This window comes from Eggerthella hominis, assembly GCF_014287365.1.
GTDB classification, from domain to species: Bacteria; Actinomycetota; Coriobacteriia; order Coriobacteriales; family Eggerthellaceae; genus Eggerthella; species Eggerthella guodeyinii.
This window is the reverse complement of the sequence record NZ_JACOOA010000001.1, coordinates 162,213-185,881: the sequence shown is the minus strand read 5'-3', so window position 1 is coordinate 185,881 and position 23,669 is coordinate 162,213. Positions and strand designations below refer to the sequence as shown.

20 protein-coding genes are annotated in these 23,669 nt (G+C 69.9%); 4 read left to right on the top strand and 16 right to left on the bottom strand.

Translation table 11 applies throughout. From position 1 onward, the window contains the following. Window positions 1–76 precede the first annotated feature (76 nt). On the top strand, window positions 77–1,030 hold the full coding sequence (locus H8S61_RS00855) for a Fic family protein (protein ID WP_186937615.1): 954 nt from the start codon (window positions 77–79) through the stop codon (window positions 1,028–1,030). Window positions 1,031–1,077: 47 nt separating this feature from the next. Here H8S61_RS00855 and H8S61_RS00850 read toward each other — a convergent pair whose 3' ends face one another. From H8S61_RS00850 to H8S61_RS00830, 5 genes are all read right to left on the bottom strand, one after another. Further along, window positions 1,078–1,797 (bottom strand): hypothetical protein, encoded by a 720-nt coding sequence (locus H8S61_RS00850; protein ID WP_186937614.1) that lies wholly within the window; start codon window positions 1,795–1,797, stop codon window positions 1,078–1,080. A 1-nt stretch (window position 1,798) separates the two neighbouring features. Further along, entirely contained in the window at window positions 1,799–3,658 is a 1,860-nt protein-coding gene (locus tag H8S61_RS00845; RefSeq protein WP_186937613.1) for an FAD-dependent oxidoreductase, read from the bottom strand. Further along, on the bottom strand, window positions 3,655–4,152 hold the full coding sequence (locus tag H8S61_RS00840; protein WP_186937612.1) for an FMN-binding protein: 498 nt from the start codon (window positions 4,150–4,152) through the stop codon (window positions 3,655–3,657). The genes H8S61_RS00845 and H8S61_RS00840 overlap by 4 nt, the downstream gene beginning before the upstream one ends. A 20-nt stretch (window positions 4,153–4,172) precedes the next feature. Next, entirely contained in the window at window positions 4,173–4,784 is a 612-nt protein-coding gene (locus H8S61_RS00835; RefSeq protein ID WP_186937611.1) for a cytochrome c3 family protein, read from the bottom strand. A 396-nt stretch (window positions 4,785–5,180) separates the two neighbouring features. Then, the gene (locus H8S61_RS00830) at window positions 5,181–6,143 is read right to left on the bottom strand and encodes a hypothetical protein (protein WP_186937610.1); all 963 of its coding nucleotides are present in this window, start codon (window positions 6,141–6,143) and stop codon (window positions 5,181–5,183) included. A gap of 575 nt (window positions 6,144–6,718) precedes the next feature. Between H8S61_RS00830 and H8S61_RS00825 the strand changes: the two genes are divergently transcribed. From H8S61_RS00825 to H8S61_RS00815, 3 genes are all read left to right on the top strand, one after another. Then, window positions 6,719–7,342: a TetR/AcrR family transcriptional regulator gene (locus tag H8S61_RS00825; RefSeq protein ID WP_186937609.1), complete on the top strand. Its 624-nt coding sequence runs from the start codon at window positions 6,719–6,721 to the stop codon at window positions 7,340–7,342. Window positions 7,343–7,451: 109 nt separating this feature from the next. Further along, window positions 7,452–8,450: a DUF5692 family protein gene (locus H8S61_RS00820; protein WP_160941715.1), complete on the top strand. Its 999-nt coding sequence runs from the start codon at window positions 7,452–7,454 to the stop codon at window positions 8,448–8,450. A 181-nt stretch (window positions 8,451–8,631) separates the two neighbouring features. Next, window positions 8,632–11,046: a cation:proton antiporter domain-containing protein gene (locus tag H8S61_RS00815; protein WP_255466397.1), complete on the top strand. Its 2,415-nt coding sequence runs from the start codon at window positions 8,632–8,634 to the stop codon at window positions 11,044–11,046. 22 nt (window positions 11,047–11,068) lie between these two features. Here the strand turns inward: H8S61_RS00815 and H8S61_RS00810 are convergent, their stop codons facing one another. The 11 genes from H8S61_RS00810 to H8S61_RS00760 form a co-directional block, all read right to left on the bottom strand. Beyond that, a complete protein-coding gene (locus H8S61_RS00810) occupies window positions 11,069–11,587 on the bottom strand; it encodes a rhodanese-like domain-containing protein (protein WP_186937608.1) in 519 nt (172 codons plus the stop codon). Then, entirely contained in the window at window positions 11,580–12,782 is a 1,203-nt protein-coding gene (locus H8S61_RS00805) for an XdhC family protein (RefSeq protein ID WP_186937607.1), read from the bottom strand. The genes H8S61_RS00810 and H8S61_RS00805 overlap by 8 nt, the downstream gene beginning before the upstream one ends. A 73-nt stretch (window positions 12,783–12,855) precedes the next feature. Further along, window positions 12,856–13,356, bottom strand: a complete 501-nt coding sequence (locus tag H8S61_RS00800) for a hypothetical protein (RefSeq protein WP_186937606.1) — start codon at window positions 13,354–13,356, stop codon at window positions 12,856–12,858. After that, a complete protein-coding gene (locus tag H8S61_RS00795; RefSeq protein WP_186937605.1) occupies window positions 13,353–14,465 on the bottom strand; it encodes a hypothetical protein in 1,113 nt (370 codons plus the stop codon). Before H8S61_RS00795 ends, H8S61_RS00800 begins: the two co-directional genes overlap by 4 nt. Before the next feature lie 24 nt (window positions 14,466–14,489). Further along, window positions 14,490–15,428, bottom strand: coding sequence for an FAD binding domain-containing protein (locus H8S61_RS00790; protein ID WP_186937604.1), 939 nt, complete (start codon window positions 15,426–15,428; stop codon window positions 14,490–14,492). 13 nt (window positions 15,429–15,441) lie between these two features. Further along, complete coding sequence (locus tag H8S61_RS00785) at window positions 15,442–17,739, bottom strand: xanthine dehydrogenase family protein molybdopterin-binding subunit (protein ID WP_186937603.1); 2,298 nt, start codon at window positions 17,737–17,739, stop codon at window positions 15,442–15,444. Then, a complete protein-coding gene (locus H8S61_RS00780; RefSeq protein ID WP_186937602.1) occupies window positions 17,739–18,476 on the bottom strand; it encodes a (2Fe-2S)-binding protein in 738 nt (245 codons plus the stop codon). Before H8S61_RS00780 ends, H8S61_RS00785 begins: the two co-directional genes overlap by 1 nt. A 218-nt stretch (window positions 18,477–18,694) precedes the next feature. Then, entirely contained in the window at window positions 18,695–21,304 is a 2,610-nt protein-coding gene (locus H8S61_RS00775) for a helix-turn-helix transcriptional regulator (RefSeq protein WP_186937601.1), read from the bottom strand. Window positions 21,305–21,359: 55 nt separating this feature from the next. Beyond that, window positions 21,360–21,776, bottom strand: coding sequence for an iron-sulfur cluster assembly scaffold protein (locus H8S61_RS00770; protein ID WP_160941723.1), 417 nt, complete (start codon window positions 21,774–21,776; stop codon window positions 21,360–21,362). After that, window positions 21,773–23,023: an aminotransferase class V-fold PLP-dependent enzyme gene (locus H8S61_RS00765; RefSeq protein ID WP_186937600.1), complete on the bottom strand. Its 1,251-nt coding sequence runs from the start codon at window positions 23,021–23,023 to the stop codon at window positions 21,773–21,775. Before H8S61_RS00765 ends, H8S61_RS00770 begins: the two co-directional genes overlap by 4 nt. After that, window positions 23,013–23,639 (bottom strand): nucleotidyltransferase family protein, encoded by a 627-nt coding sequence (locus H8S61_RS00760; protein ID WP_186937599.1) that lies wholly within the window; start codon window positions 23,637–23,639, stop codon window positions 23,013–23,015. Before H8S61_RS00760 ends, H8S61_RS00765 begins: the two co-directional genes overlap by 11 nt. Between the last annotated feature and the right edge of the window lie 30 nt (window positions 23,640–23,669).

The following is a 23,669-nucleotide window of genomic DNA, read 5'->3' as shown; positions in this document are numbered from 1 at the left end:
GCCCCTCTCGCCTCCTCCTTCATTTTTACCGCCAATGGCGGTAAAATATTGGCGGTAAAACTAAAGGAGGAATCCCATGCCGTACGAACCGCCCTTCGAGTCCACCGATGAGATCACCGCAATCGCCTTGGATATCGCCGAGATGGTGGGGCGGCTCGCTCCCGATTCCGCCCTATCGTCTTCGCCTGTCCTGCACCGCAAGCTGCGTATCCAAACCATTCATTCCTCCCTGGCAATCGAGCAGAACACGCTCACGATGGATCAGGTGACCGATATCATCGACGGCCAGCGCGTCCTCGGTTCGCCCGACGAAATCCGGGAGGTTCAGAATGCCAAGCGAGCGTATGATCTGCTTCCTGCCTGGGATCCGCGCAGCATGGACGACCTCCTCAAGGCCCACGGCATCATGATGGAAGGCCTGCGCAAGGACGCAGGAACGCTCCGGACGAAAAACGCAGGCGTGTACGACGGAGATCGTCTGATCCATGCAGGAACCCCCGCATCCTACGTGCCCGAAGTCATGGCCGACCTGTTCGGATGGATAGGCTCGACGGAGCTCCATCCGCTTTTGGCCTTGTGCGTGTTTCATTACGAATTCGAATTCATCCACCCGTTCTCCGACGGAAACGGTCGCGTCGGAAGGCTTTGGCACACGCTATTGCTAGCACGCTGGCGCACCGTACTCGCCTGGCTACCGGTCGAAAGCATGATCCGCGAACGTCAAAGCGAGTACTACGCCGCATTGAACGAATCGAACGCAACCGGATCTTCGACGGCTTTCGTCACCTTCATGCTCTCGGTTATCCATGATGCGATGAAACCTTTCTGCACGCAGGAGAGCAGGGAGGAGGCGCTAGAACGCAGCATCTTGAGCCTCATAGCCGCTCATCCCTCGGCCACCGTCGCCGAAATCGCCGAAGCCGCAGGGATGGCGAGACGCACGACGGAACGCACGATCGCCTCGCTCAAAGAAGGCGGACGCGTCCGGCGCGTCGGTAGCCCGCGCGCCGGACGCTGGGAGATCCTTTAAGAGAAGCAGGAGCGAGAAGCACCCGCCCCGCAAAGGGCGATTCCCGATCAGGCCTTCTTCGCCAGCGCGGCCATCCCGAACATGATGGCCAGGTTCGCGACGACGTCGGCGGCGAACCAGCCGCCCACGGCCGCCAGGTCGATCGACGCCGCGTTGACGGCCGAGAACGTGCCCACGGTGAGCACCATGACCACGAGGCCGCACACGAGGGCCGCCAGCACGAGGTTCCAGCCCGCGCGCTTCTCGTCGCGCGCCCGCGCGAGGCACGCGCACACCGTCATGGACGCCGCGCCCAAAAGCGTGCCGAGGAACGCCGCGAACCCCACGAGCGCAAGCGCGAGCACCGGCGCGGACGGCAGCTTCGAGCTCATGGAGCCCACCTGCACGGCCGACAGGATCCCGCTCACGGTGACCAGCAGGCACACGATGGCCACGAGCGCCGTCGCCCAGCCCCACAGAAACGCCGTCGCGGGCCTGCCGGCGCCGTCGCTTCGGCGCGCGAACAGCAGGCCGTACAGCGCGACGCCCGCCGTGGACACGACCATCGCCAGCGACGCCGCGTACATGAACGCCACGAGCGCCGACCCGGTGAGGATGGAGCACACGACGTCCAGGATGGGCACGTCGGCCGCCGAGATGTAGTCGTAGGAAAGCGTGCCGGTCAGATCCATCACGGCCAGCCCGATGCGCCCCACGACCGTCACCGCGAGCGCGATCAGGAACAGCATCGCATAGGGGCGGGCCATGCCCTTCAAACGCTGCATCATGCTACTCCCCTCCCTTCATCTCGTTGGCGACCGCGTACGTGCCGCACAGGTACCCGCCGCAGAACGCCAGGCTCACGTCGCCCAGCAGCGATCCCAGGATGGGGTCGCCGATATAGCTGTTCTCGCCGCACGCGCCGCCGGCCGTGTGCCACCCGGCGTACAGGCCGGGGATCACGGTGCCCTTCGTGGATACCACCTGCATCTCGTCGTTGATCAGGAGGCCCGCCTTCGTGCCGTACAGGTTGCCGCCGATGCGGCAGCCGTAGAACGGCGGGTCCTTGATGGCGTGCAGCCACTCGGGCGGCATGGGGTACAGGTAGTCGTCCTCGCCGCGCTCACACGCCTCGTTCCACCTCTCCACGGCCTCGACCAGCACGCCGGGGGCGAACCCCAGGTCGCGCTCCAGCTCCTCCAACGTGTCGCGCTTCTTCAGCACGTCGGCGTCGATGGCGTCCTGCACGCCGTGGTGCCAGTCGCGGTAGTGCTCGGGCACCTTGTCGATCTGCTCGAGGTCGGGCGTGATGAGCTTGCGGCAATGCTCCTGCGCGAAGCCCGCCAGATGGTCCTCGTAGTGCGCGTCGAAGATGATGTAGGAGCGGTGCCCCGGCGGGGTCATCTGGATGGTGGCCAGGTCGCCCAGCGCGTAGATGGCGTTCGCGCCGTCCTCGCCCACGCGGCTGTCCATGTAGCGCAGGCGGTTGCCGCAGCGGTCGACGGTGAACCACGGCTGGCGCGACAGCTGCGTCATGCCGTCGTACAGAAAGCGCGCCCACTGGCCGCCCTCGGCCTCCCAGTCCACGCCGCCGTCGAAGCTCGCCGAGCTGTTGAAGCCCGACACGTCGGCGTTCACGCCCAGGCCCATGCGGAAGCACTCGCCCGTCTCGCCCGCCGTGAGGTAGCTGCTGGCGCAGCCCATGGCCGCCGTGGGGATGTAGCGCTGCAAGAGCGCCTTGTTGTTGCAGAAGCCGCCCGCCGTGAGGATGACGGCGCGCTCGGCATGGATGTACTTCTCCTCGCCGTAGCCCTCGCGCACTGCCACGCCCACGATCCGTCCGTCGCCGTCCTGCACGAGCGCCTCGGCCGGGCTTTGGAAGAGGTACTGCACGCCGTGCTTCTGGCCGAAGCTGAACATGGCGTCGGTGGCGTCCTTCATTTTCAGCACGTGGTGGTCGAGCGTCGAGTTCTTCGGCGCCACGTACACCGGCACCTCGCCCAAGCGCCAGCGCACGCCGCAGTCGCCCATCCAGTCGATGCACGTGCCGCCCGCCTCGGCGATGCGGTAGATGAGGTGCGGGTCGGCCGCGTAGTGGTACTCGTCGATGGCCCAGTCGGCCAGCTTGCGCGCGTCGAACGGGTAGGACGGGAACGCGAAGCGCTTGGACTCCTGCAGCTTCGAGCCGCCGAGGATGGCGCACATGCCGGCCTCCTGGGCGTTGCCGCCGTGCAGGCCCATGGCCTCGACGCAGATGGTCCGCGCGCCCTGCTCGGCCGCGCGCGCCGCCGCGTTCAGCCCGCCGCCGCCCGCGCCCACCACGCAGATGTCGCACTCGTAGTCCCAGGCCGCGGGCACGGCCCGCGGAGGTATGGGGCTTGCGTCGTCGGCCGGGAAGGCCGCGCCGTTGTGCTCGCGGTACGTGCCGTCCGACCACGAGGCGTTCGTGGCGGCGCTGTCGGGCACGGCCACGTCCTTCGAGCCGTCGGCCGCCCAATCGCCGATCGCGCCCTCCTGCACGGCGTACGCGGCTCCCGGCATCGCCGCCGCAGCCGCCGCGGCGCCCATCGCCGCGCCCGCCTTCGTCAAGAAGTCGCGCCGGGACAGCGCCGCGTGCGCGCGTCCCCGCTCAGGTGCCTGCTCCGTCATCGGGACCCCTCCTCATCCTGCGTTGCGCCCGCGGCTTCCGCCTGCGAAAGCGCGTCCTCCACCGCCTGCTTGACGCCCGCCGTCGTGATGGTGGCGCCGCTCACCGCGTCGATGTCGGCGCCCTGCGCGGCCTCGATCATGGCCGCGAACCTGCCGTCGCGAACGGCCTCGTAGCCGCCGCGGCTCTGGCTCTCGCCCTCCTGGGTGGTTTCCAGGCAGGCGATGCGGTTGTCCTGCACGAGCAGCGTGACGGTGATGGAGCCTTCCATCCCCTTGCCCGTGCCCGTGTACACGCCGTCGGCGAGGGTGCCCTCGGCCTTCGCGGCCGGGTCCGCCTGCACCTCCTGCGCCCACGGGTCGTCCAGGCGCATGGCCAGCTGCTCGGCGCTCGCCGCATCCTTCGAGCCCGATCCCTCGAACCCCGCGCCGCAGCCCGACATGCCCGCCGCGAGCACGGCGGCCCCGCATACGGCCGCTGCCGTCTTCTTCATCATCGTTCCCTCCTTCTCGCGCCCTACCGGGGGCTTTCCCAGCCGTCGGGCACCGCGTAGTCGTGGCAGGCGTTGCAGTACATATACGACGACCCGTGCGCCCCGTGGCAGTTGCTGCAGTCGATGGCCTCGCCCTGGTGCGACGCGTGCGGGTTCACGCCCGCCTCGCTGCCCCAGTCCTCGGTGGCCGCCTTCACGTCCTCCCACTCGTGGCAACCGGCCGTGGCGCACATCGTCTTGTCGGCCGTCACGCCCTGCACGGTCAAGCGCCCCGTCTCGTCGGTGGCGAAGTCGCCGCGCACCCAGGCCAGCCCCTCGGCCACCTGCTCCTCGACCTTCGCCTCGTGGCACTCCAGGCACGTGACGTCGGCGCGCTCGTGCGCGTTCGCCATGAGCGTCGCGTCGTCGAAATAGCCGTCCACGTAGGCGTCCATCGGGTCGTGGCAGATGGCGCTGCAGAAGCTCGGCTGCTCGTGCCACGTCCAGAACCCGACGCCCGCCGCCAGCACCACCACGGCCGCGACGCCGACGACGATCGGCCAGCGCCTCCGCTTCCCGCTCCGCTTCGGCTCCCCGGCGGCGCGCTCTGCGTTCGCGTCGGCCCCGTGCGCCTCCGTTCCCGTCTTCTCCTCCATGCGTCCCTCCTCCGTTCCGCGTCTTTTACTTCACTTGTGTTTCTTTTTTATTTCATTGTTGAACTTCTTGTGCATGCTAGCATCTTTCGCCGAAGGGCGAAACCCGCCGTTGACACCGGCTGACGTTCCGTCAACGAAAGCCCGCCTGCCTATCCCCTCGCCGGGGGGCGTCCTCTGCCAAGTCCTTGAGTTATGCACCCTTGCGGCAGCAGAAACCCCCATTAAACCCTCGGTTCCTGAGTTATGCACCCTTTCGGAAGCGTCCGCAGAGCCAACGACGCATTTCGTCGGATTCCCACCAGGGGATTTGCATGTCCAGCACCTTCATCGGTTCAACGAGCAGCTTCTTCGCCTGCCACGAGGGTGCAAAACTCGAGAACCCGGAAAGGAGGGCGCTCAACGGCGCACAAGCAGGCGATGCAGCGCTATGCGTCGCTCGGCCCATCTATCCCATTCCGAACCGAACTTCTTGCCAAGGGCGTCCGCCACCAACAGGGCCACGCGTTCGAATTCGTAATAATTCCTCGCCTGTCCCCACGTCAGGCTCACGACGCGTGTTCCCAGATGCTCTATCCCGTTGCGGCGGACGGCGTCTTCCGCCATCTTCCGCTCGCCTCGGTGATGCTTGTCGCTTTCATACTCGACGGAGATATTCGCCTGCGGCCAATACAGATCAGGAAGATACGCCGATTGCGGCAATGCGCGCCGGTCCTTTCGCGCGACCTCGAACCGACGGTTCAACTGGGGCCTCGCAAGCCCGAAGCCTCCCATGCGCGGATCGAGGACCATCGTCTCGGCCGCGTCGGTTTCCATCGGGGACAGGGAATCGTCGCACACGTAGCGCACGGCGCGCTTCAAGGCGGCCGCACCGCGCAGCCCTTGAGCCCGATCCGCGAACGAAGCGAGGGACACGACGCTCGCGGCAGGCGGCATCGCCACCATTTCGCCGGCTCGCCCCCGGGGCAGCCGGTAGTGGCCGCACAGTTCGTACAAGAGCTCGACGAACAAGGGAAAGCTGGTCGAGCTAGCCGCTTGGACGCAAGCGAGCTCGGGCGAGGACACCATGACGTCGCGCGACGCGCGCACGAACGACCCTTCCGGCAGTGCGCGCGAACACACGTGGAAGGCCGCCCGAGGACACCGCCTCCTCGACAGCGCACGAGGCACGAGAAGGTGGACGGGCAGCGAAAGCCAACCCAACCCCGCATCCGCGAGCGCGGCGAGATCGGCGACGCGAAACCCGGCGTCCCCAACGTCCGGCGAGCCGAAGGGCAAAACCGCCCGCGCACGGCGCGCACGGGTGGGAGGACAGGTTCTCCAGTATTCCAAAGCAGACGCTCCGGCAAGGTAAAGGGTCACGGCGCCATCCTTCCGCGAGATGTTTTCGCTCGTGGTATTTTACCTGTTCATACGTCATTTTTCTACCATATCACGCGCTGGATCCGCGCTGGAACCGCGTCGAAAACGCGCTGGATCGACGTCGGAGCCGCGCGGGGAAATCGTCAGACCCGCGCTGGATCCGCACCAGATGCGCCGCGCATGGCGCTTGCAGCCGCTCCACGCACGTCGGTTCCCGAGTTATGCACCCTTGCGGCAAGCGTAGAATCTACCTGAGACACTGCACGAGCTGCAACGCTGGCCAAACTCGCAGGTCGAGCATGCGCCAATCTTCAGCAACGCTCGCAACCCTGATGAAAAAGGGTGCATAACTCGGGAACTTGTCGTCAACCGGGAACGATGCGCAAGAAGCCGCACTCGAGAGACACCGTTCGAGAGACGCCGCGCAAGGAACGCCCTCCTCCGCGGCGGCCGAGCGCGGCGCCGACACGTTCTCCCTGTTGACGGATTGTCGAAAGTGTCTATTGACGCTCTGTCAACGAGGGGCGTATGCTGCGCTCATCAGGGGATCGAAGGAAAGCGGCAAGGAGGGCAGCATGGAAACCGCAAGCGACCGAGCGCGCAACGCGGCGTCGGCCGAACGGCGCGCCGACATCGTGGCCGCCGCCCGCGAGCTGTACGAGGAGCAGGGGCTCTCGAAGACCTCCGTGCAGGACATCACCAACCGCGTAGGCGTGACGCGCTCGCTGTTCTACCATTACTTCCCCGACAAGGACGCCGTCACCTCGGCCGTGCTCGACGACTACGTGGCCGACTTCCTCGAGGCCACGCATTACTGGAACGCGCAACGCCATCCGGGCGACATCGAGAGCGCCCTCACGAGCGTCGTGAAGCTCATGCGCCTCGGCGTGTTCGAGCACGACGCGTTCCGACGCTCGCTCGCCTCGCGCGAGAACGCGGCGCTCTACATCGACTTCGTGAACCGCGTGGCCGACCGCATCGCCACCTACATCGTGGAAACCACCGTGCGCGACTACGGCGCGCTGCACGAGATCCGCATCGAGCACGTCTACGAGACGTTCTACGTGCTCATCCTGGGGATCGTGGGATACCTGCGCATGCACCCGGACGCCGACGACGAGGTTCTCAAGGACATCATCGCCCAGACGCTGCACATGGACCGCGGCGCGGGCCGGAGGGGCGCGACCGAAGGCGGCTAGAACCCGCGCGGACGCGATCCGCGCACGGCGGCACCAACCATCTCATCTGCGGAAAGAGCAGGCCGGAAGGCGGCCTGTGCGAAGCATACTCTACATAAGGAGGGTTTCCATGTTGTTCCAAGTCTACGGGGAGAACGCCCTGTACCAGTGGCTCGGATGGGCCATCGTCTTCATCGGGTTGATCCTGGTGAACGAGATCGCGCGCCGCACGAAGGCAGGCGGCGTGTTCTGCTTCATCGTGCTGCCCATCGTGCTGACCGTCTACTTCGTGGCCATTTCCATCGGCGCCGGCGTCGGCCAGGAGTGGGCGCTCAACAACCCCACGCACGTGCACATGAACAGCTGGTTCCACTACGCGAAGCTCTACGCGGCCACCATCGGCTGCATCGGCTTCATGGCCATCAAGTACTCGTGGGGGAAGATCGGCAAGGCGCACTGGTTCAAGTGCTTCCCGTTCGTCATCGTGGCCATCAACATCCTCATCGCCGTGGTCAGCGACTTCGAGAGCGCCATCCGCGCCTGGGGCACCACCTGGGTGTCCACCGAGGGCATCACGCTGTACGGCGGCTGGCACAACGTGTTCAACGGCCTGGCCGGCATCATCAACATCGCGTGCATGACCGGCTGGTTCGGCATCTACATCTCCAAGAAGCGCCAGGACATGCTGTGGCCCGACATGACGTGGGTGTTCATCATCGCCTACGACCTGTGGAACTTCTGCTACACGTACAACTGCCTGCCCACCCACGCCTGGTACTGCGGCCTGGCCCTGCTGCTGGCCCCCACCGTGGCGGCGTTCTTCTGGAACAAGGGCGGCTGGATCCAGAACCGCGCGTTCACCCTGGCCTTCTGGTGCATGTTCGCGCAGGTGTTCCCCGCGTTCCAGGACTACAGCGTGTTCAGCGTGCAGTCGGTGAACAACCCGAACGTGAACCTGGCCGTGTCGGTCATCGCGCTGCTGGCCAACATCGCCGCGTTCGCCTACATCATGTACCGCGCCAGGAAGCTCAAGGTGAACCCGTACATGAACGAGGTGTTCGTGGGGACGAAGGACTACGACAAGGCCATGGCGCGCCGCGCCACCCCCGCGGAGCTGGCCGAGAGCTAGGGGCTCGTCCGCAACCCGCACGCACCGCGCTTCCTCGAACGGCCCGCCTCGGCGGGCCGTTTTCGGCTCCGGCACGAAATCGCCGCCTCCTCTGCGACCCGCGATCCGCCGTGCCAAGGGGAGGGGCTCCTGCTACAATGGAACGTCGTGCAACCGTACGCCGTTCCGCGAGAAGGAAGCCATGCAGTCCATACCCCAGCTCGTCACCGACCTCGCCCTGCTGCTCGCCGTGGCGGCCGTCGCCACCATCGTCTGCAGGCGCTTCAAGCAGCCGCTCGTGCTGGGCTACGTGGTGGCCGGCTTCCTCGTGAGCCCCGCCATCGGCTGGATCCCCAACATCGTGGAGACGGCCGACGTGTCCACCTGGTCGCAGATCGGCGTGATCTTCCTCATGTTCGGCCTGGGGCTGCAGTTCAGCGTGGTGAAGCTGACCACCGTGGGGCGCTCGGCGCTCGTCACGGCGGCCGTGGAGATGTCGCTCATGATCGTCGCGGGGTTCGCCTGCGGCACGCTGCTGGGCTGGTCGGCGTCCACGAGCCTGTTCCTCGGCGGCATGCTGGCCATCTCGTCGTCGAGCATCATCGTGAAGACGTTCGGCGAGCTGGGGCTGCGCACCAAGGCCTTCGCCCAGCTGGTGTTCGGCGTGCTCGTCATCGAGGACATCGCGGGCGTGTTCCTGCTCGTCGTGCTGTCCACGGTGGCGGTGAGCGCGGCGGTGGACGGCGGCGCGGTGGCGGTGCACATCGGGCGCATGGCGCTGTACCTCGTGGTGTGGTTCGCGCTCAGCGTCATCCTCGTGCCGAGCGCCCTCAAGCGCCTGCGCTCCGAGCTCAACGACGAGATCCTGCTCATCGCGTCCATCGCGCTGTGCCTCGGCATGGTGGTGCTGGCCGACGCCATCGGGTTCTCCTCGGCGCTCGGCGCGTTCCTGGCCGGGTCCATCCTGGCCGGCACCGTGCAGGCAAAGCGCGTCGAGGCGCTGTTCAAGCCCATCAAGGACCTGTTCGGCGCCGTGTTCTTCGTGTCGGTGGGCATGCTGGTCACCCCGTCGGCCGTCGTGGGCAACCTCGGCGCCATCGCGGCCATCTCGGCGGTGGCCCTCGTCGGGCGCTCGCTGTTCTGCGGGCTGGGCGCCCTGCTGTCGGGCGCCACGCTGAAGACCTCGGTCATGAGCGGCCTCAGCCTGGCGCAGATCGGCGAGTTCTCGTTCATCATCGCCTCGCTGGGGTCGGCGATGGGCGTGACGCCGAGCTTCCTCTACCCCGTCATCGTCACCGTGTCGGTGGTGACGACGCTGGCCTCCCCCTTCCTCGTGAAGAACTCCGAGCGCGTCTACCTCCTGCTGGTCCGCATCCTGCCCGACCGGCTGTTCGCGCTGCGCCGCAAGCATCTGGGACGCGCGCAGGAGGACGAGGGCGAGCCGAACCTATGGGTGGACTACCTCAAACGGTGGGCGCTCAAGCTGGGGCTCATGGTGCTGGCCGGCGTCGCCTCGGTGGAGGTGCTCATGAAGGTGGCCCTGCCGCTGCTGTCGGGCTTCGTGCCCGCGGCCGTGCTGAACCCGCTGCTGGCCGCCGCGGGCATCTTCGCGACGGGGCTGTTCCTGTCGAACCTCTTCTACACGGGGCGCAAGAACGAGTTCGGCGTGCTGTGGATGAAGAGCCGGCGCAACCACGCGCCGCTGGCCGCGCTCATGCTGGCGGGCGCGGCGGCCTCCTGCGGCGTGGTGGCCTACATCGTGCATGCGGCCGGCGCGCGCCAGTCGGTGTGGATGTTCGCGCTGGCGGCGATGTGCTCGCTTTTGCTGGCGCGCTCGCGCACGCTGCACTCGTGGTTCCTCAAGCTGGAGACGAGCTTCGTGGGCAACCTCAACGAGTCCATCCTGGCCGAGCGCCTGGCGAACGTCGACGACGAGGAGCGCGCCCATTGGGTGGAGGAGCGCCTGTACGTGGTGGAGGTGGAGGCGTCGCGCACGCTGCGCCGCCTGGGAGCCGAGCGCTCGAGCGACTTCCTGTTCGGCATCGCGCACAACCTGGACCTCATGGCCATCGAGCGCGACGGCGCGCGCATCGGCGCGCAGGCCCTCGCGCGGCTCACCAAGGAGGAGCTGACGCGGCGCATCAACGACCCGGCCGACCCGCTGGGCATCCGCGAGGGCGACGTGCTGACGTTCCTCGGCACCGAGGACGAGGTGGACGCCTACCTGCAGACGCTGCTCAAGGAGGACTCCATCGACGAGGACGACGCCGTGAGCGCCCCGTTCGAGGAGTACGCCGCCGCGCACCCCGGCAAGCTCGACCTCGCGTGCGTGTCGCTCGACGTGGAGGCCGGCTCGCCCTTCGCCGGCAAGACCATCGCCGCCGTGGACTTCAAGGGCGCGTTCGGCTGCCTCGTGGTGGCGCACGAGCACGAGAAGCTGCTCAAGATGAAGCCGAGCCGCAACACGCGCCTGTTCCCCGACGACCGCATCTGGCTCGTGGGCGAGACGGCGGCCGCGCGCGCCCTGGCGGAGCCGGCACAGGCCGCGAAGGACGCCGAGCCCGCGCGCCCGGCGTCGGAAGCCGTCGCCGAAGAGGCCGCCGCCCTGACATCCTGAGCGCCGTGGGCGCCCACAGCGCTCAGGCATCCGGCACCGGCTTCGTCTTGCCGCACACCACCTTCACGCCCACGGGGAGCCCGTCGTTGTCCACAGTGCCCGCGCCGTCGCCGTCCTCGGCGTCGACGGTGGCGTACGGCCACGACTCGATGCCGCCGAAGTCGCGCACCTGGGCGTAGCCGAGCGCGGCCAGCTTCGCGCTCGCCTCGGCCGAGCGCACGCCGGTGCGGCAGTACACGAGCACGAGCGCGTCCTTGTCGGGAGCCGCGACGGCGGCCGACTCGGCATCGATGGCGTCGTGGGGCAGCAGGCGCGCGTTCACGATGTGCGACGCGTCGTACTCCTGCTGCGTGCGCACGTCGAGGACGACCACGCGGTCCGACGTCATGAGGTCGTGCGCCTCGGCCGCCGTGACGGCCTGCACGGCCGACGGCGCCTCGCCCTCGCCCGCGTCCACATCCGCAGCGCAGCCGGCCAGCGCGAGCGCTCCCGTCAGCGCGAGCGCCGCCGCGCACGACGCGGCCGCCGCCCGGCTACGCACCGGCGCGCTCCGCCTCGGCGCGGCGCGCGGACGCGAGCATCGTGGACATCGGGAACGTCGCGCCGCGGCGCACGGCCGTGATCTCGGCCATCACCGACAGCGCGATCTCGGCCGGCTCGCGGCCCCTGAGGTCGAGCCCGATGGGCCCGTACACGCGGCCGACGGCCTCGTCGTCGTAGCCCTCGCACACGAGCTGGCGGTAGCGCGCGAGCTGCGTGGTGTAGCGCCCGAGCGAGCCGATGTAGAACGCCGGCGAGTCGAGCGCGGCCGCCAGCGCGGGCACGTCGATCTTCGGGTCGTGCGTGAGCGCGCACAGCGCCGTTGACGCGGTGAGGCGCAGCGTTTTGAACGCCTCCTGCGGCCAGGCGTGCACGAGCTCGTCGACGAAGGGGAACCGCTCCTCGGTGGCGAACGCGCCGCGCGGGTCCACCACCACCGTGCGGTAGCCCAGCATCTTGGCCATGCGCGTCAGGTGGATGGAGATGTGCACGCTGCCCACGCACACGAGCTGGGGCTGCGGGTTCGTGCGCGCGAAGAAGAACGTGCCGGTGCCCGTCCGCACGAGCCCCGCGCCCTCCGTCGGCGCGCAGGCGCACGCGCCCCGAGCCGCCTCCGCGAGCGCGGCGCGCCCGAGGCGCTCCTCCGTCTCGCGCGGCGCGACCACGCGCCATCCCTCGCAGCCCGACGCCGCGAAGGCGCGCAGGCCCACGCGCCCTTCGGCCGCGGCCGCGTCGGGCGACACGAGCAGGAAGCTCGCGCCCACGCCCCGCGAGGCGGGGCCGCCCGCGCCCGCGCCGTCCTCGTCCGCCGGCTCGACGAGGCTCACGCGCACGTACGGGCGCTCCGCGTCGAGTTCGGCGCACTCCGCCTCGAACAGCGCCCGGTTCAAGCGCGACACGAGCACCTCGATGTTGCCGCCGCACGACAGCCCCGCTTCCTGGGCGCGCGCCGTGGAGGCGTGGAAGCGCTCGAGGCCAGCGTCCTGCGCGCCCTCGAGGCAGTCGAGCGCCGCCTGGACGACGCTGCCCTCGATGCAGCCGCCCGACACCGACCCCGCGATGCCGCCGGCCGCGCTCACCGCCATCACCGATCCCGGCGCGCGCGGCGAGGACCCCCAGGTCTTCGTCACCTGGGCCAGGGCCACGTCGCACCCCGCCTCGAACCACCGTGCCACGTCGGAGCGTATCTCGCGCATGGCGACTCCTTTCTTCTCGTCCGACGCCGCCGCGAGAGGCATCGCCCCTCGCGGCGGCGCGAAGCCGACCGCCCTACCGCTCGGCGTGGCAGGCGGCGCATTCCTCGTTCGCCAGGTTCTGGCCCGCATGGCTCGACGGCTGCTGCGCCGCGGAGTTCGAGCCGTCGTGGCAGCTCAGGCAGTCCGACCCGTTGTTGCCGTGGCCCATGGCGGGCGGCTCGCCCACCATGCCGAAGTTCGGCACGTAGTCGCCGTCGCTCGCATCCACGATGCCCTCGAGCGGCTCGAGGTTCTGCGAGGTCACCGCGCCCACGCTGCCGCCGGCAATGCGCTCCTGCTGCAGCTCTTCCTCCTCCGAGCCCTCGATGGCCTTGCCGTTCGTGTGCTCGGCCTCCACCGCGGGGTCGAACGCCTGGTACGCGCCCTCCACCGCCGTGTCGTTCGTGGCCGGCGCGTTGTTCGCGGCCTCCTCGCCCGCGCCCTGCGGGGCGCAGCCGGCCGCCGCGAGCACCAACACGAGCGCGCAGGCAAGCGCCCCGAGGCGCGCGGCCCGGTACTCTCTCGTTGCTTTCATGGTTCCTCCGTTTCTAGCGGGTTCTCATCGATGTCCCGATCGTCCAATGTTTTCGCGATGTCCGCGAGCTTCTCCTCGTCGAACCCCACCGTGCGCCGCCGCACGGGCGCCACGGCCTCGTCGTCCAGCAGCCCGGGCGCGAACTCCCCGGACGCGTCGAACGTGATCACCTGCACGGGCCGCCGCGAGCGCGCGGCGTTGATGCGCTCGACGAACGCGCTCACGTACGCGGGATAGCTCATGTCGTGCGGCTCGAGCACCTCGCACATGAGGTCGATGGGCGTCTGCACGCGCTTCTGCCTGTCGACCGTCACCGCCACGTCGTCCACGCTGCCCAGACGGTACAGCAGCAGCACGCGGTGGCCCATGAGGCCGGCGGTGTTGCCCCCGGCCGAGCTGTCGCGGCGCCGCTCGATGCGCACGCCGTAGTAGTCCAGCTCGCGCGCCGCCTCGCTCTTCATGGCGAACACGCGGCCGTCGGCCGTCTCGAACACCGCCTCGGGGATCCGCCGCTCCGGCGACGTCACCTGGGAGGCGGCCCGCACCTCGTCCGTGCGCACGGCGCGCACCTCCTCGGTGTCCGACGACAGCGTCGCGTAGAACCTCGTCGGCTCGAGCGCCGCCACCACGCCGAGATAGGCCCACGCCTCGTAGGCGTTGCGGAACAGCGACGAGCAGAACGGCGGCAGCGCGCGACGCGCGGCCGCCTCCAGCTCCTCGGGCGACGACCCCTGCCCTACCGCGTCCAGCACGAGCGCGAACGCCGGCTTGGCGAGGGTCTTGTCCGCATCGCTCATGAGGCTCTCCAACGTGGGCGCGAGGTGGAACGCGGCGAGGCCGCTTCGGTCGAGCACCCGCCCGCGCATCGCGGCGCAGCGCCGCGCGGCCTCGCGCACGCGCTCGGCCTCCGGCCCCAGCACCGCCTCCGCCAAGCCGCCCTGCACCTGCTCCACCAGCTCGTAGAACCCGGGGCGCGCCTCGGGGGGCACCGTCAGGCTCCTCGGAGCCAGCCGGATGCCCTCGTGCGCCGCCGCGTAGTCCCGCAGCCGCCCGTAGGCGTCGCGCCACCCGCGCTCCGACGCGCGGGCGCCGCCGTTGCCTTCGTCCATGTCGCACCTCCCGTCGCGCGCCGCTTAGGCGATGTCCATGAGCGTGCGCTTCACCAGCGTGCGCGCGATCTCCACCTTGTAGGCGTTCTTGCCGAGCGGCTTGCACGCCGCCACCGCGGCGTCGCCCGCCTGCGCGGCCGCCTGCTCGCTCACGCCGCCGGCCACCGCGGCCTCGGCCTCGGCCGAGCGCACGGGAGCCGGGTACACGCCGCCCAGCACCACGCGCACCGCGCCGTCGCCGCCCTGCGCCACCGCGCAGTTCACCACGGGGAAGTCGATGGACTTGCGCAGCGCGAACTTCTGGAACGCGCTCTTGGCCGCTTTCGGCACCTTGAACTCGGTTACCACCTCGCCGTCCTCCAGCACGTTCGAGCGCGCGCCGTTGGCCTTGAAGAACTCCTCGGCAGGCACCTCGCGCTTCGTGGTGACCACGATGGCCCCCAGCGCCACGAGCGCGGGCGCCGTGTCGTGCGAGCTGGCCGCGTAGCAGCCGTCCTGGTCGCCGAAGATGGAGTGGTAGCGGTTGTCGCCCACGCGCGCCGGGCACCAGTCGCCGCCCTTGCGCTTGCAGTGGAAGCGGTCGTCGGGCGTGCGGAAGTACCAGCAGCGGTGCATCTGGCACGCATTGCCGCCGATGGTGCCCATGTGGCGGATGGTGGGCGACGCGGCGCGGGCGCAGGCCTCGGCCAAGGCCGCGCAGCCGTTCTTCACCGCGTCGCTGTCGGCCACGTCGGCCAGCTTCGCCAGCGCGCCGATGCGCACCGCGTCGCCGTCCTCGGCGATGCCGTCCATGTCGGGGATCGTCTTGAGGTCGATCACCGTGTCGGGGTACGTCGGCAGGATCTCGTCCTTCAACGTGCCCAAGAGGTCGGTGCCGCCCGCGATGAGCGCGGCCGTGCCCGACGCGGCGCTCGACGCCGCTTCCTTGGCCGAGGCGGCCTGCTGATGCTTGTAGTGTTTCATAGGTGCTCCTCCTCTACTGCTCGATCTTCCCGAGCACGGCCAGCACCTTGTCGGGCGTGTAGGGAACCATGTCGATGAAGTCTCCGCCGGTGGCGTTCTGGATGGCCTGGCCCACGAGGCCCGGGTTCGCGTGCGCGTGCGCCACGCCGGTGGAGCCGTACGCGCCGCCGCCGCAGCGGGTTTCCACGGGCACGGGCTCGATCTTGGGCTGGTCGAGGATGGTGGGCACCTTGTAGTCGTACATGTTGCCGTTCAGCAGCACGCCGGTGGCCTCGTCCCAGATCAGCTCCTCGCGCAGCGCGCGGCCCGAGTTCATGGTGATGGCGTTCTCGATCTGGCCGAGCGCCGACGAGGGCCGGATGACCTTGCCGAAGTCGTGCGCCACCACGTAGTCGAGGATCTCCACGAGGCCCGTCTCGGGATCGACGGCCACCTCGCACATGTCCACGTTCATCGTGCGGATGACGTCGTTCTGGAACGGCACCTTGGGCTTGCCGCAGTACCCCACGGCCAGCTGGCCCATGCCCACGATGGGCATCTGCTTGGTCGGGTCGGCTTTGAGGGTGATGAGCGAGTCGACGAGGTCCACCTCGTCGGCCGTCACGCCCATGGCCGCCGCGCCCGTGGCCAGGATCTGCTGCTTCAGCAGCACGGCCGCCTCCTTCGCCGCCCACGTGCACGTGGAGCCGCGATCGGCCGCGTCGCCCTCCTGCCAGTTGTTGTAGTTCGGGGAGTAGTAGACGATGACGTCTTCCAGCTTGCATCCCAGCTCCTCGGCGATGACCAGCTGCACCGCGTCGGGCCAGTACGTGCCGATGAGAGCTTCGGCATAGGGCATGTAGATCTTGCCGTCCACGCCCATGCGCAGGTTGATGTTGTACGAGATCATGCCCCAGGTCTGCGAGGCGGCGTAGCGGCACGACACGCCGTGCAGGCGGCCGTCCTCAAGCGTGCGCTCGCCGGCGAGATGCCACTTGCCGGCCCAGTCGAAGGCCTCGCGCGCCGCGTCCATGCAGGCGGTGAGCGACGGGTCGGTCACGCGCACGTTCTTCATGATGACGTCGCTCACGTCCATGCCCAGCACGTCGGCCATCTTGGCGAACGCCAGGTTCACCGGCTCGTACTGCGGCTGGCCGGGGTCGGCCGTGGTGCAGGCGCCGTTCGTCACGTAGTAGGCCATCTCCGAGTACACGTTGGGGCTGACCGTCTGCTTGAAGCCCTGCGCGTTCGGCGGCAGCACGAGGTGCCCGTGCGTCTTGTCGCCGTAGCCGCCGCGCGCGCCCGTCTGGTGCACGTTCTCCGACTGCACCGCCACGAGCGTGCCGTCGTCCTTGAAGCCGATGCGCACGGTGAGGTAGGTCTGGGGCACCGCCGCGTCGAACGACTCGCGCCGCGACTGCACGTAGCGCACGGGCGTGCCGCCCAGGCGCTTGGACAGCACCGGCGCGAACTGCGCGCCGCGCTTCTCCACGAAGTCGCAGTAGCGGGCCGCCATGTAGGGCGACAGGGCGCGGTACTTGTCGGCGTGCGAGCCGGCGCCCATGAACGCCGACACGATGGGGCCGTTCGAGGGGAAGTGCGCGTGGTTCGTCACGTAGCACATCTTCTCGCCGTCGGGGTTGCCCCACGGGTCGTCCGCCCAGTAGGAGAAGTACGCCGGCGGCATGGGGCGAAACTGGCTCCACATGGGGCGGCCGTAGTCGACAACCTCGATGTGGTCGGCCTCCTTGAAGCCGTCTTCCACGCAGCCCTGCTCCCACTCCACGGCGGCGCCGAACGTGTTGCCGGTCATGTTGGAGTCGGGGTTCATCTCGGGGCGCAGGATGGGCGCGCCGGGCTTGGCCGCCTCGCGCGCGTCGAGGATGAACGGCAGCACCTCCCACTCCACCTTGATGGCGGCAAGCGCCTGCTTGCACACCTCCTCGTTCACGGCCACCACGACGGCGCCCACTTCGTCGCCCTCGAACTCGGCCTCGTCGCCCAGAAGCGGGCTGCCGCCGAACTCGAAGTACGCCGGACGGTATTTCGGCATGCCGGCCAGCTCCTCGTCCTCGTAGGTCAGCACGAGCTTGACGCCCTCGATCTTCTCGGCGTCGGCGATGTCGAGGCTCTTCACCTTGGCATGGCCGTAAGGGCAGCGCAATGCCATCGCGGTCAGCGTGCCCTCCATCCACAGGTCGGTGGGGTACTTCGCCGCGCCCGACACCATGTCCCACGACTGGCGTCCCGGATGGTCCCAGGTGCCCACCACCTTGAAGTCGGTGCGGTCCTGGTTGGTGCCCTCGGGCTCCCACACGCTCGTCTCGCCCATCAGTTGCCTCCTTCGATCGCGGCGGCCGCTTCCTGGATCGCCTGCACGTGGCGCGAATACGTGCCGCAGCGGCAGATGTTGCCCGCCAGCTCGGCGCGGATCTGCTCGTCGGTGGGCGCGCCGTACTTCTCGATGATGTACTTCGCCACGGTGAACTGGCCGGGCGTGCAGTAGCCGCACTGCGCGGCGTCGTGCTTCGCGTACGCCTCCACGAGCGGGCGCCACTTCGCGTCGGCGGCGATGCCTTCCGACGTCTCGATGCGCTTGCCCTCGCACTCCACCGCGAGCGTCGTGCAGGACAGCGCGGGCACGCCGTCGACGAGCACCGTGCACGACCCGCAGGCCCCGCGGTCGCACATCTGCTTGGCGTTGCCGGTCAGGCCCACGGCCTTCAGCAGCGTCTCGCGCAGCGTCCAGTGGGGCTCCACCTGCACCTTGACGTCCGCCCCGTTGATGGACAGCGCCGCGCACGTCGGCACGGCCGCCTGCGGGTGGGTCTCCTCGAAATGCTTCACGAGGGCGTCGTAGTCGGTGGTCTTCTGCCCGCACAGCGGGCAGGTGTACACGAAATCGGTGACGGTGATCGCCTCGGCATGAGCCTCGGCCGGAGCCCCCAGGATCGAGCCGATCCCGAGTCCCGCCGCCCCCGCCGCGAAGCCGGCGAACCCGCCGACCTTGAGAAAGTCACGGCGCGACACGTCGTTGCCCATGAGCCTCTCCTCCTTCTGTCGTTTCATACGTCCCTTGCAACCGGGCGCGCGAGCGCATACCCCCCTCCTGCGCGCCTGGCCTTCCAACGATGACAAGGCTACCGGGCGGCAGGAGGAGGCGCCATTACGCGAAGGGGTAAGGAGCGGGGGTATATCGGGGGAAATCGAGGCCGAGGGGGCGCGGGAGGCGCCGCCGAGCCGAGGGGGCGGGCAGGCGCCCCGGCGGCGCGCGGCGGCGGGGTGGGCTAGACGACGCCGGCGTCGCGCAGGAGGGCGACCGCCTGCATCTTGGAGTGCACGCCCAGCTTGCCGTAGATGTTCGCCAGGTGCTTCTTCACCGTCTCGCGCGAGACGAACAGCTTGTCGGCCGCCTGGGCGATGGTCAGCCCCGCGGCGATGCAGCGCATCACGTCCGCCTCGCGCTCGGTGAGACGCGAGGCCTCGCCCGCGTCGACGTCGGAATCCAGCAGGCCGCGCACGTAGCCCGCCAGCGCCGGGTCCTCGGCGCGCGCGAGGAAGCGCTGCGCGGCGGGGCGCAGGAACGCGAGGTTCTCGGCCAGCGCGCTGTCGAGCCGCGAGGCCCGGGCATGGCGCGCAGCGCGCTCGAAGTAGGCGTCCGCGCGGCCGAGGCGCGCCACCTTCTCGGAGAACGCGCAGGCCACGGCCGAGGCGCGCACGTACACCGAGCGGTCTTCCTCGTCCGCCGCATCGGCGAACGAGCACGCGTCCTCGTAGCGGGCCACCATGTCGAGGCAGTACGCCAGCATGCCGCGGAACACGCCCGTGGTGCGGTTCTCGAACGGCAGCGCCGCCTCCTCGAGGGCGCGCGTGCGGAACGCCCGGCACCAGTCGAGCGCCATGGGATACGAGGGACCCGCCAGAACCGCGCCTTCCTCGTCCATCGCCATCGCCGCGAAGAACTCCTCGCGCGCGCCCGGCGCGCCCGTGCGGTAGCGGATCTTCGCCAGCAGCAGCGCCTCCTCGGCGGCGCTGCCCGGCACGACGCCCTCCGACGACACCACCAGGTACGTCTCGTGCTCGCGCAGGGCCCGCTCGAGGTCGCCTTCCTCGTAGGAGCACAGCATGATGGACAGGTAGGCGTAGCCCAGCATGGGCTTGAAGCGGCGCTCCTGCTCGGGGTACAGCGCGAACGCGCGCTCGGCGTAATGGCGCGACTCCTGCACGTGGCCGAGGTTCGCGCAGATGCGCGACAGGTTGCAGAAGGCCGAGCTCGACAGGCACTTGTTGCCGTAGTCCAGCTGCATGGCCAGCGATTTCGCGAACGCCGCCTTCGCGCCCAGCAGGTCGAACGCCGCGCTGGACGACGCCTCCACCTGCAACATCATGCTGCGCAGGTAGAACTCCTCCTGCGGCAGGTACTTCAGCGCCTGCGTCGCGAACTGGCGCATGCGGCCCCAATCGTTCTTGAACGACGCCATGAACGCCTTCTGCACGAGGCACAGCGCGAACAGGAAGTCCTCGTCGTCGTGCAGGCGCGCGATGGCGTTCTCCAGGTAGGCGTTGGCGCGCTCGGACTCGCCCTTCAGCGCGAACGGCATGGCCAGCACCGCGCACAGGAGCGGGCTCGCCATGATCTCGGCCTCGGGGAGGAACGACGCCCAGCGCAGCACGGTGTAGTGGCTGTCGCTCATGTACAGCCGCTTCCAGTTGTCCACGATGATCTGGCGCACGCGCGCGTGATCGCCCCGATCGGCCGCCACCTCCACCGCCGAGTCGAAGTAGCCGTGCTCCTCGAGCCACGCGCACGCGGCGGCTCCCAGCGCCCCGGCGTCGAGGTCGTCCATGCGGTCGAGGCGCTGATGGAGCAGGTCGGCCAGCAGCGGGTGGTAGCGGTACCAGTCCTCGCCTTCCTTGCGCTCGAACCGCTCGATGAACAGGCCGTTGCGCACGAGGTAGTCCACCTGCCCGGCCGCCTCCTCGCGCGACAGGCCCGTGATGCGCTCGGCCAGGGGCAGGCAGAACGACCCCACCACCGACGTGGCCGCGAGGAACCGCCGCCGCTCGGCGGGCAGCACGCTGAACACCTCCTCGAACAGGTAGTCGTTGATACTGACGCGGGCGCAGGCCAGGGCCTCGTCCACCTGCGTCCGCGACCCGTCGCCGCACAGCAGCGCCACGAGCCGGATGCCCGTTGCCCAGCCGGCCGTCGCCTCGTGCACGGCGCTCGCCTGCTCGGCCCCCAGGCGCATGCCCATGCCCGCGAGCAGCGCGCCCGTCTCGTCGGCGGATAGGCGCAGGTCGGCCTCGCCCACCTCGTTGAGCGCGCCCTCCACGCGCATCTTGGCGGTCGGGAACCTGAGCGCCTGGCGCGAGGTCACCACGAAGTGCGCGTTCGGCGGCAGATGCTTCAGCAGGTAGTGCACGCTCTCGTGGATCCCCGCGTCCTCGTGCACCTCGTGGAAGTCCTCGAGCACGCACACGAAGTCGCGCCCGTACTCGGCCATCTGGATGATGAGCGCGTCCAGCGCGGGGCGCAGCTTCGAGAACTCGTCGGGCAGACGCACGTCGTCGAACGACTGGCAGATGCGCTCGTCGGCGCGGCGCAGCGCGGTGACGAGGTAGAGCCAGAAGCGGTCGAGCGCGGCATCCTCGGCGTCGAGCAGGTACCAGGCGCACGGCACGCCGTCCAGCGTGCGCAGCCACGACACCACCGCCGTGGTCTTGCCGAACCCCGCGGGCGACACCACCGCGGTCAGCGGGCACGAGATCGCCGCCGCGAGCTTCTCGGTGACCGCCGGGCGCTCCACCACGTGCGCGGCCCGCGACGGGACGATGATCTTCGACGGCAGCAGTACGATGTCGCGCATGCCGTCGGCCGGCTCGCTCTCGCCCATGTTCTCCCCCTTTTGCCCCGCCGCCTGCCGGCGGCGCCGTGCATCCCCTGGCAGCCTATTGTAGCAAACTCGCCCGCGGGCGTTCGAGCGCGGTCTCGAGCGCCCGCTTGAACACCGAGACCGGCAGGTCGACGCAGCCCCTGCGCGTGCGGCCCACCTCGAGGCCGCCCCACCAGCGCAGCACGTCGTCGCCCGTCAAGGCGGCGGCCTCGTCCGCCGACATGCCCGCCGCGCGCTCCATGAGCACGTCGGCGCTCGCCGTGCACAGCGAGCACGCGTAGCCGTCGAACGCCGCGCGGGCGACCGCCATGCCGCCGTCGCGGCGCTCGAGGGCCACGCGCACCTCGAGGGCGTCGCCGCAGAACGGGTTGTCGCCCGATGCCGCGCCGTCGTAGGCGCCCTCGAACCCCTTGCAGCGCGGGCGGCGGTACCGTTCCACGATGCGCTCGTCGTCGATGCGCACGGCCCTCACGCCCCCCGCTCGACGAGGCGCGCCGCGGCGCGCAGCAGCGCGTCCACGTCCTCGTCGCTCGAGTAGCCCGCGAAGCTGGCGCGCACGCTGGCCCGCGCGCCGAGGGCCGCATGGAGCGGCTTGGCGCAGTGATGGCCGGCGCGCACGAGCACGCCCTCGGCGTCGAGGGCCGCGCTCGCGTCGTGGGGGTGCACGCCGTCCACCGTGAAGCTCACGAGCGAGGCGCTGGCGGGCGACGTCCCGCCCAGCACGCGCACGCCCGGCAGCGCCGCGAGCCCGCGCTGCGCGCGGGAGGCCAGCGCGGCCACGTGGCGCCGGACCGCCTCCATGCCCGCTTCCTCCAGCATGCGCAGCGCCTCGTCCCAGGCGACGGCGGCGGCGATGGCGGGCGTGCCCGCCTCGAAGCCCTGCGGGCCCGGCGCGACCGCGTAGCCGCGGGCGTCCACCTGCGCCACCATGCCGCCGCCCCCGAGCGCGGGCCGCATGCCCTCAAGGGCGCGCGGCGAGCACGCGAGCGCGCCGATGCCGGTGAGCCCCAGCATCTTGTGCGCCGACAGCGCGTAGAAGTCGACGGGCAGGGCGGCGAGGTCCACCGCCTCGTGGCCGACGGCCTGCGCGCCGTCGAGCGCCGTGAAGGCCCCCGCCAGGCGCGCGTCCTCCAGGATGCGGGGCAGGTCGGGCTGCTCCCAGCCGACGACGTTCGACTGCTGCGCCAGCGCCACCAGCTTGGGGCCGCGCTCGGCGATGCGCTCCCACGCGGCGCGGTCGAGCCTGCCGTCCGTCCCGACGGGTATCCAGGCCACTTCCACGCCGCGGCGCTCGGCCAGCATCTGCCAGCACACGATGTTGGCGTGGTGGTTGTCCTCGGCCACGGCCACGACGTCGCCCGGCCCGAGCGCATGCTCCGCCCAGCACAGCGCCGCGAGGTTGAGCGACTCGGTGGCCCCGTGCGTGAACACGACGCGCGCCGCGTCGTCCACGCCCAGGTGGGCCGCGAGGTGCTCGCGCGCGCACTCGTAGGCGTCGGTGGCCTCCTCGGCCAGCGTGTGCGCGCCGCGGTGGATGTTGGCGCAGCTCGTGTGCAAAAAGCGCGTCACGGCGTCGGTCACGCGCAGCGGCACGAGGGAGGTGGCCGCGCTGTCGAGGTACGCGAGCGGGCGCGCGCCGTCGCGCCCGATGCGGCGCTCGAGCACGGGGAACTGCGCGCGGTCGAGCGGCGGCGCGCCCGCCGGGCGCCTAGCGTCCACGGAGGATCGCCTCCTCGATGCGGGCGAGCTCGTCGGGCGTGTCCACGTCGTCGAGCACGCGCGCGTCCGCCGCCGGCACGGCGTGCACGGCAAGCTCCGGATGCGCGCGCAGCATCGAGCGCGCGCCCTCGTCGCCCTCCAGCTCCTCGAGCAAGGGGAAGCACGTCCGGTCGAACAGGCACGGGTTGCCGCGGCGCTGCGCGCCCTGCGTGACGCAGGCATGGGCGCCGCCCGTCGCGTACGCGCGCAGCAGCGCGTCGAGGTGCGCCGCCTCCACGTAGGGCTGGTCGGCCACCATGACCAGCAGCAGGTCGTAGCCGCGGGCCGCGGCGAAGCGCGCCGCCGTGCGCACCGAGGTCGACTGCCCGCGCTCCCACGAGGGGTTGAACTCCTCGCGCGTGCCCAGCTCCTGCGCCGAGCGCGCGACGGCGTCGCGATGGGCGCCCGTCACCACGACCGTCTCCGCCGCGGCGCACCCGCGCGCGGCCCGCAGCGCCCGCTCGAGCAGCGTCGACCCCGCGAACGGCCGCGTCAGCTTGCACGTCCCCATGCGCGTCGACGCGCCCGCGGCCAGCACGGCCGCGCACGCGTTCGGAACCCGCTCCATCCGCTTCATACGCCCTCCTTCGTCTCACCTCCACTCTAG

Coding starts and splice junctions, on each gene's coding strand:
- H8S61_RS00805 (WP_186937607.1), bottom strand. CDS start 12,782: ATGCGCGAGATACGCTCCGACGTGGCACGGTGGTTCGAGGCGGGGTGC.
- H8S61_RS00835 (WP_186937611.1), bottom strand. CDS start 4,784: ATGGAGGAGAAGACGGGAACGGAGGCGCACGGGGCCGACGCGAACGCA.
- H8S61_RS00825 (WP_186937609.1), top strand. CDS start 6,719: ATGGAAACCGCAAGCGACCGAGCGCGCAACGCGGCGTCGGCCGAACGG.
- H8S61_RS00800 (WP_186937606.1), bottom strand. CDS start 13,356: ATGAAAGCAACGAGAGAGTACCGGGCCGCGCGCCTCGGGGCGCTTGCC.
- H8S61_RS00815 (WP_255466397.1), top strand. CDS start 8,632: ATGCAGTCCATACCCCAGCTCGTCACCGACCTCGCCCTGCTGCTCGCC.
- H8S61_RS00840 (WP_186937612.1), bottom strand. CDS start 4,152: ATGATGAAGAAGACGGCAGCGGCCGTATGCGGGGCCGCCGTGCTCGCG.
- H8S61_RS00820 (WP_160941715.1), top strand. CDS start 7,452: ATGTTGTTCCAAGTCTACGGGGAGAACGCCCTGTACCAGTGGCTCGGA.
- H8S61_RS00780 (WP_186937602.1), bottom strand. CDS start 18,476: ATGAAACGACAGAAGGAGGAGAGGCTCATGGGCAACGACGTGTCGCGC.
- H8S61_RS00850 (WP_186937614.1), bottom strand. CDS start 1,797: ATGATGCAGCGTTTGAAGGGCATGGCCCGCCCCTATGCGATGCTGTTC.
- H8S61_RS00785 (WP_186937603.1), bottom strand. CDS start 17,739: ATGGGCGAGACGAGCGTGTGGGAGCCCGAGGGCACCAACCAGGACCGC.
- H8S61_RS00845 (WP_186937613.1), bottom strand. CDS start 3,658: ATGACGGAGCAGGCACCTGAGCGGGGACGCGCGCACGCGGCGCTGTCC.
- H8S61_RS00760 (WP_186937599.1), bottom strand. CDS start 23,639: ATGAAGCGGATGGAGCGGGTTCCGAACGCGTGCGCGGCCGTGCTGGCC.
- H8S61_RS00775 (WP_186937601.1), bottom strand. CDS start 21,304: ATGGGCGAGAGCGAGCCGGCCGACGGCATGCGCGACATCGTACTGCTG.
- H8S61_RS00790 (WP_186937604.1), bottom strand. CDS start 15,428: ATGAAACACTACAAGCATCAGCAGGCCGCCTCGGCCAAGGAAGCGGCG.
- H8S61_RS00795 (WP_186937605.1), bottom strand. CDS start 14,465: ATGGACGAAGGCAACGGCGGCGCCCGCGCGTCGGAGCGCGGGTGGCGC.
- H8S61_RS00855 (WP_186937615.1), top strand. CDS start 77: ATGCCGTACGAACCGCCCTTCGAGTCCACCGATGAGATCACCGCAATC.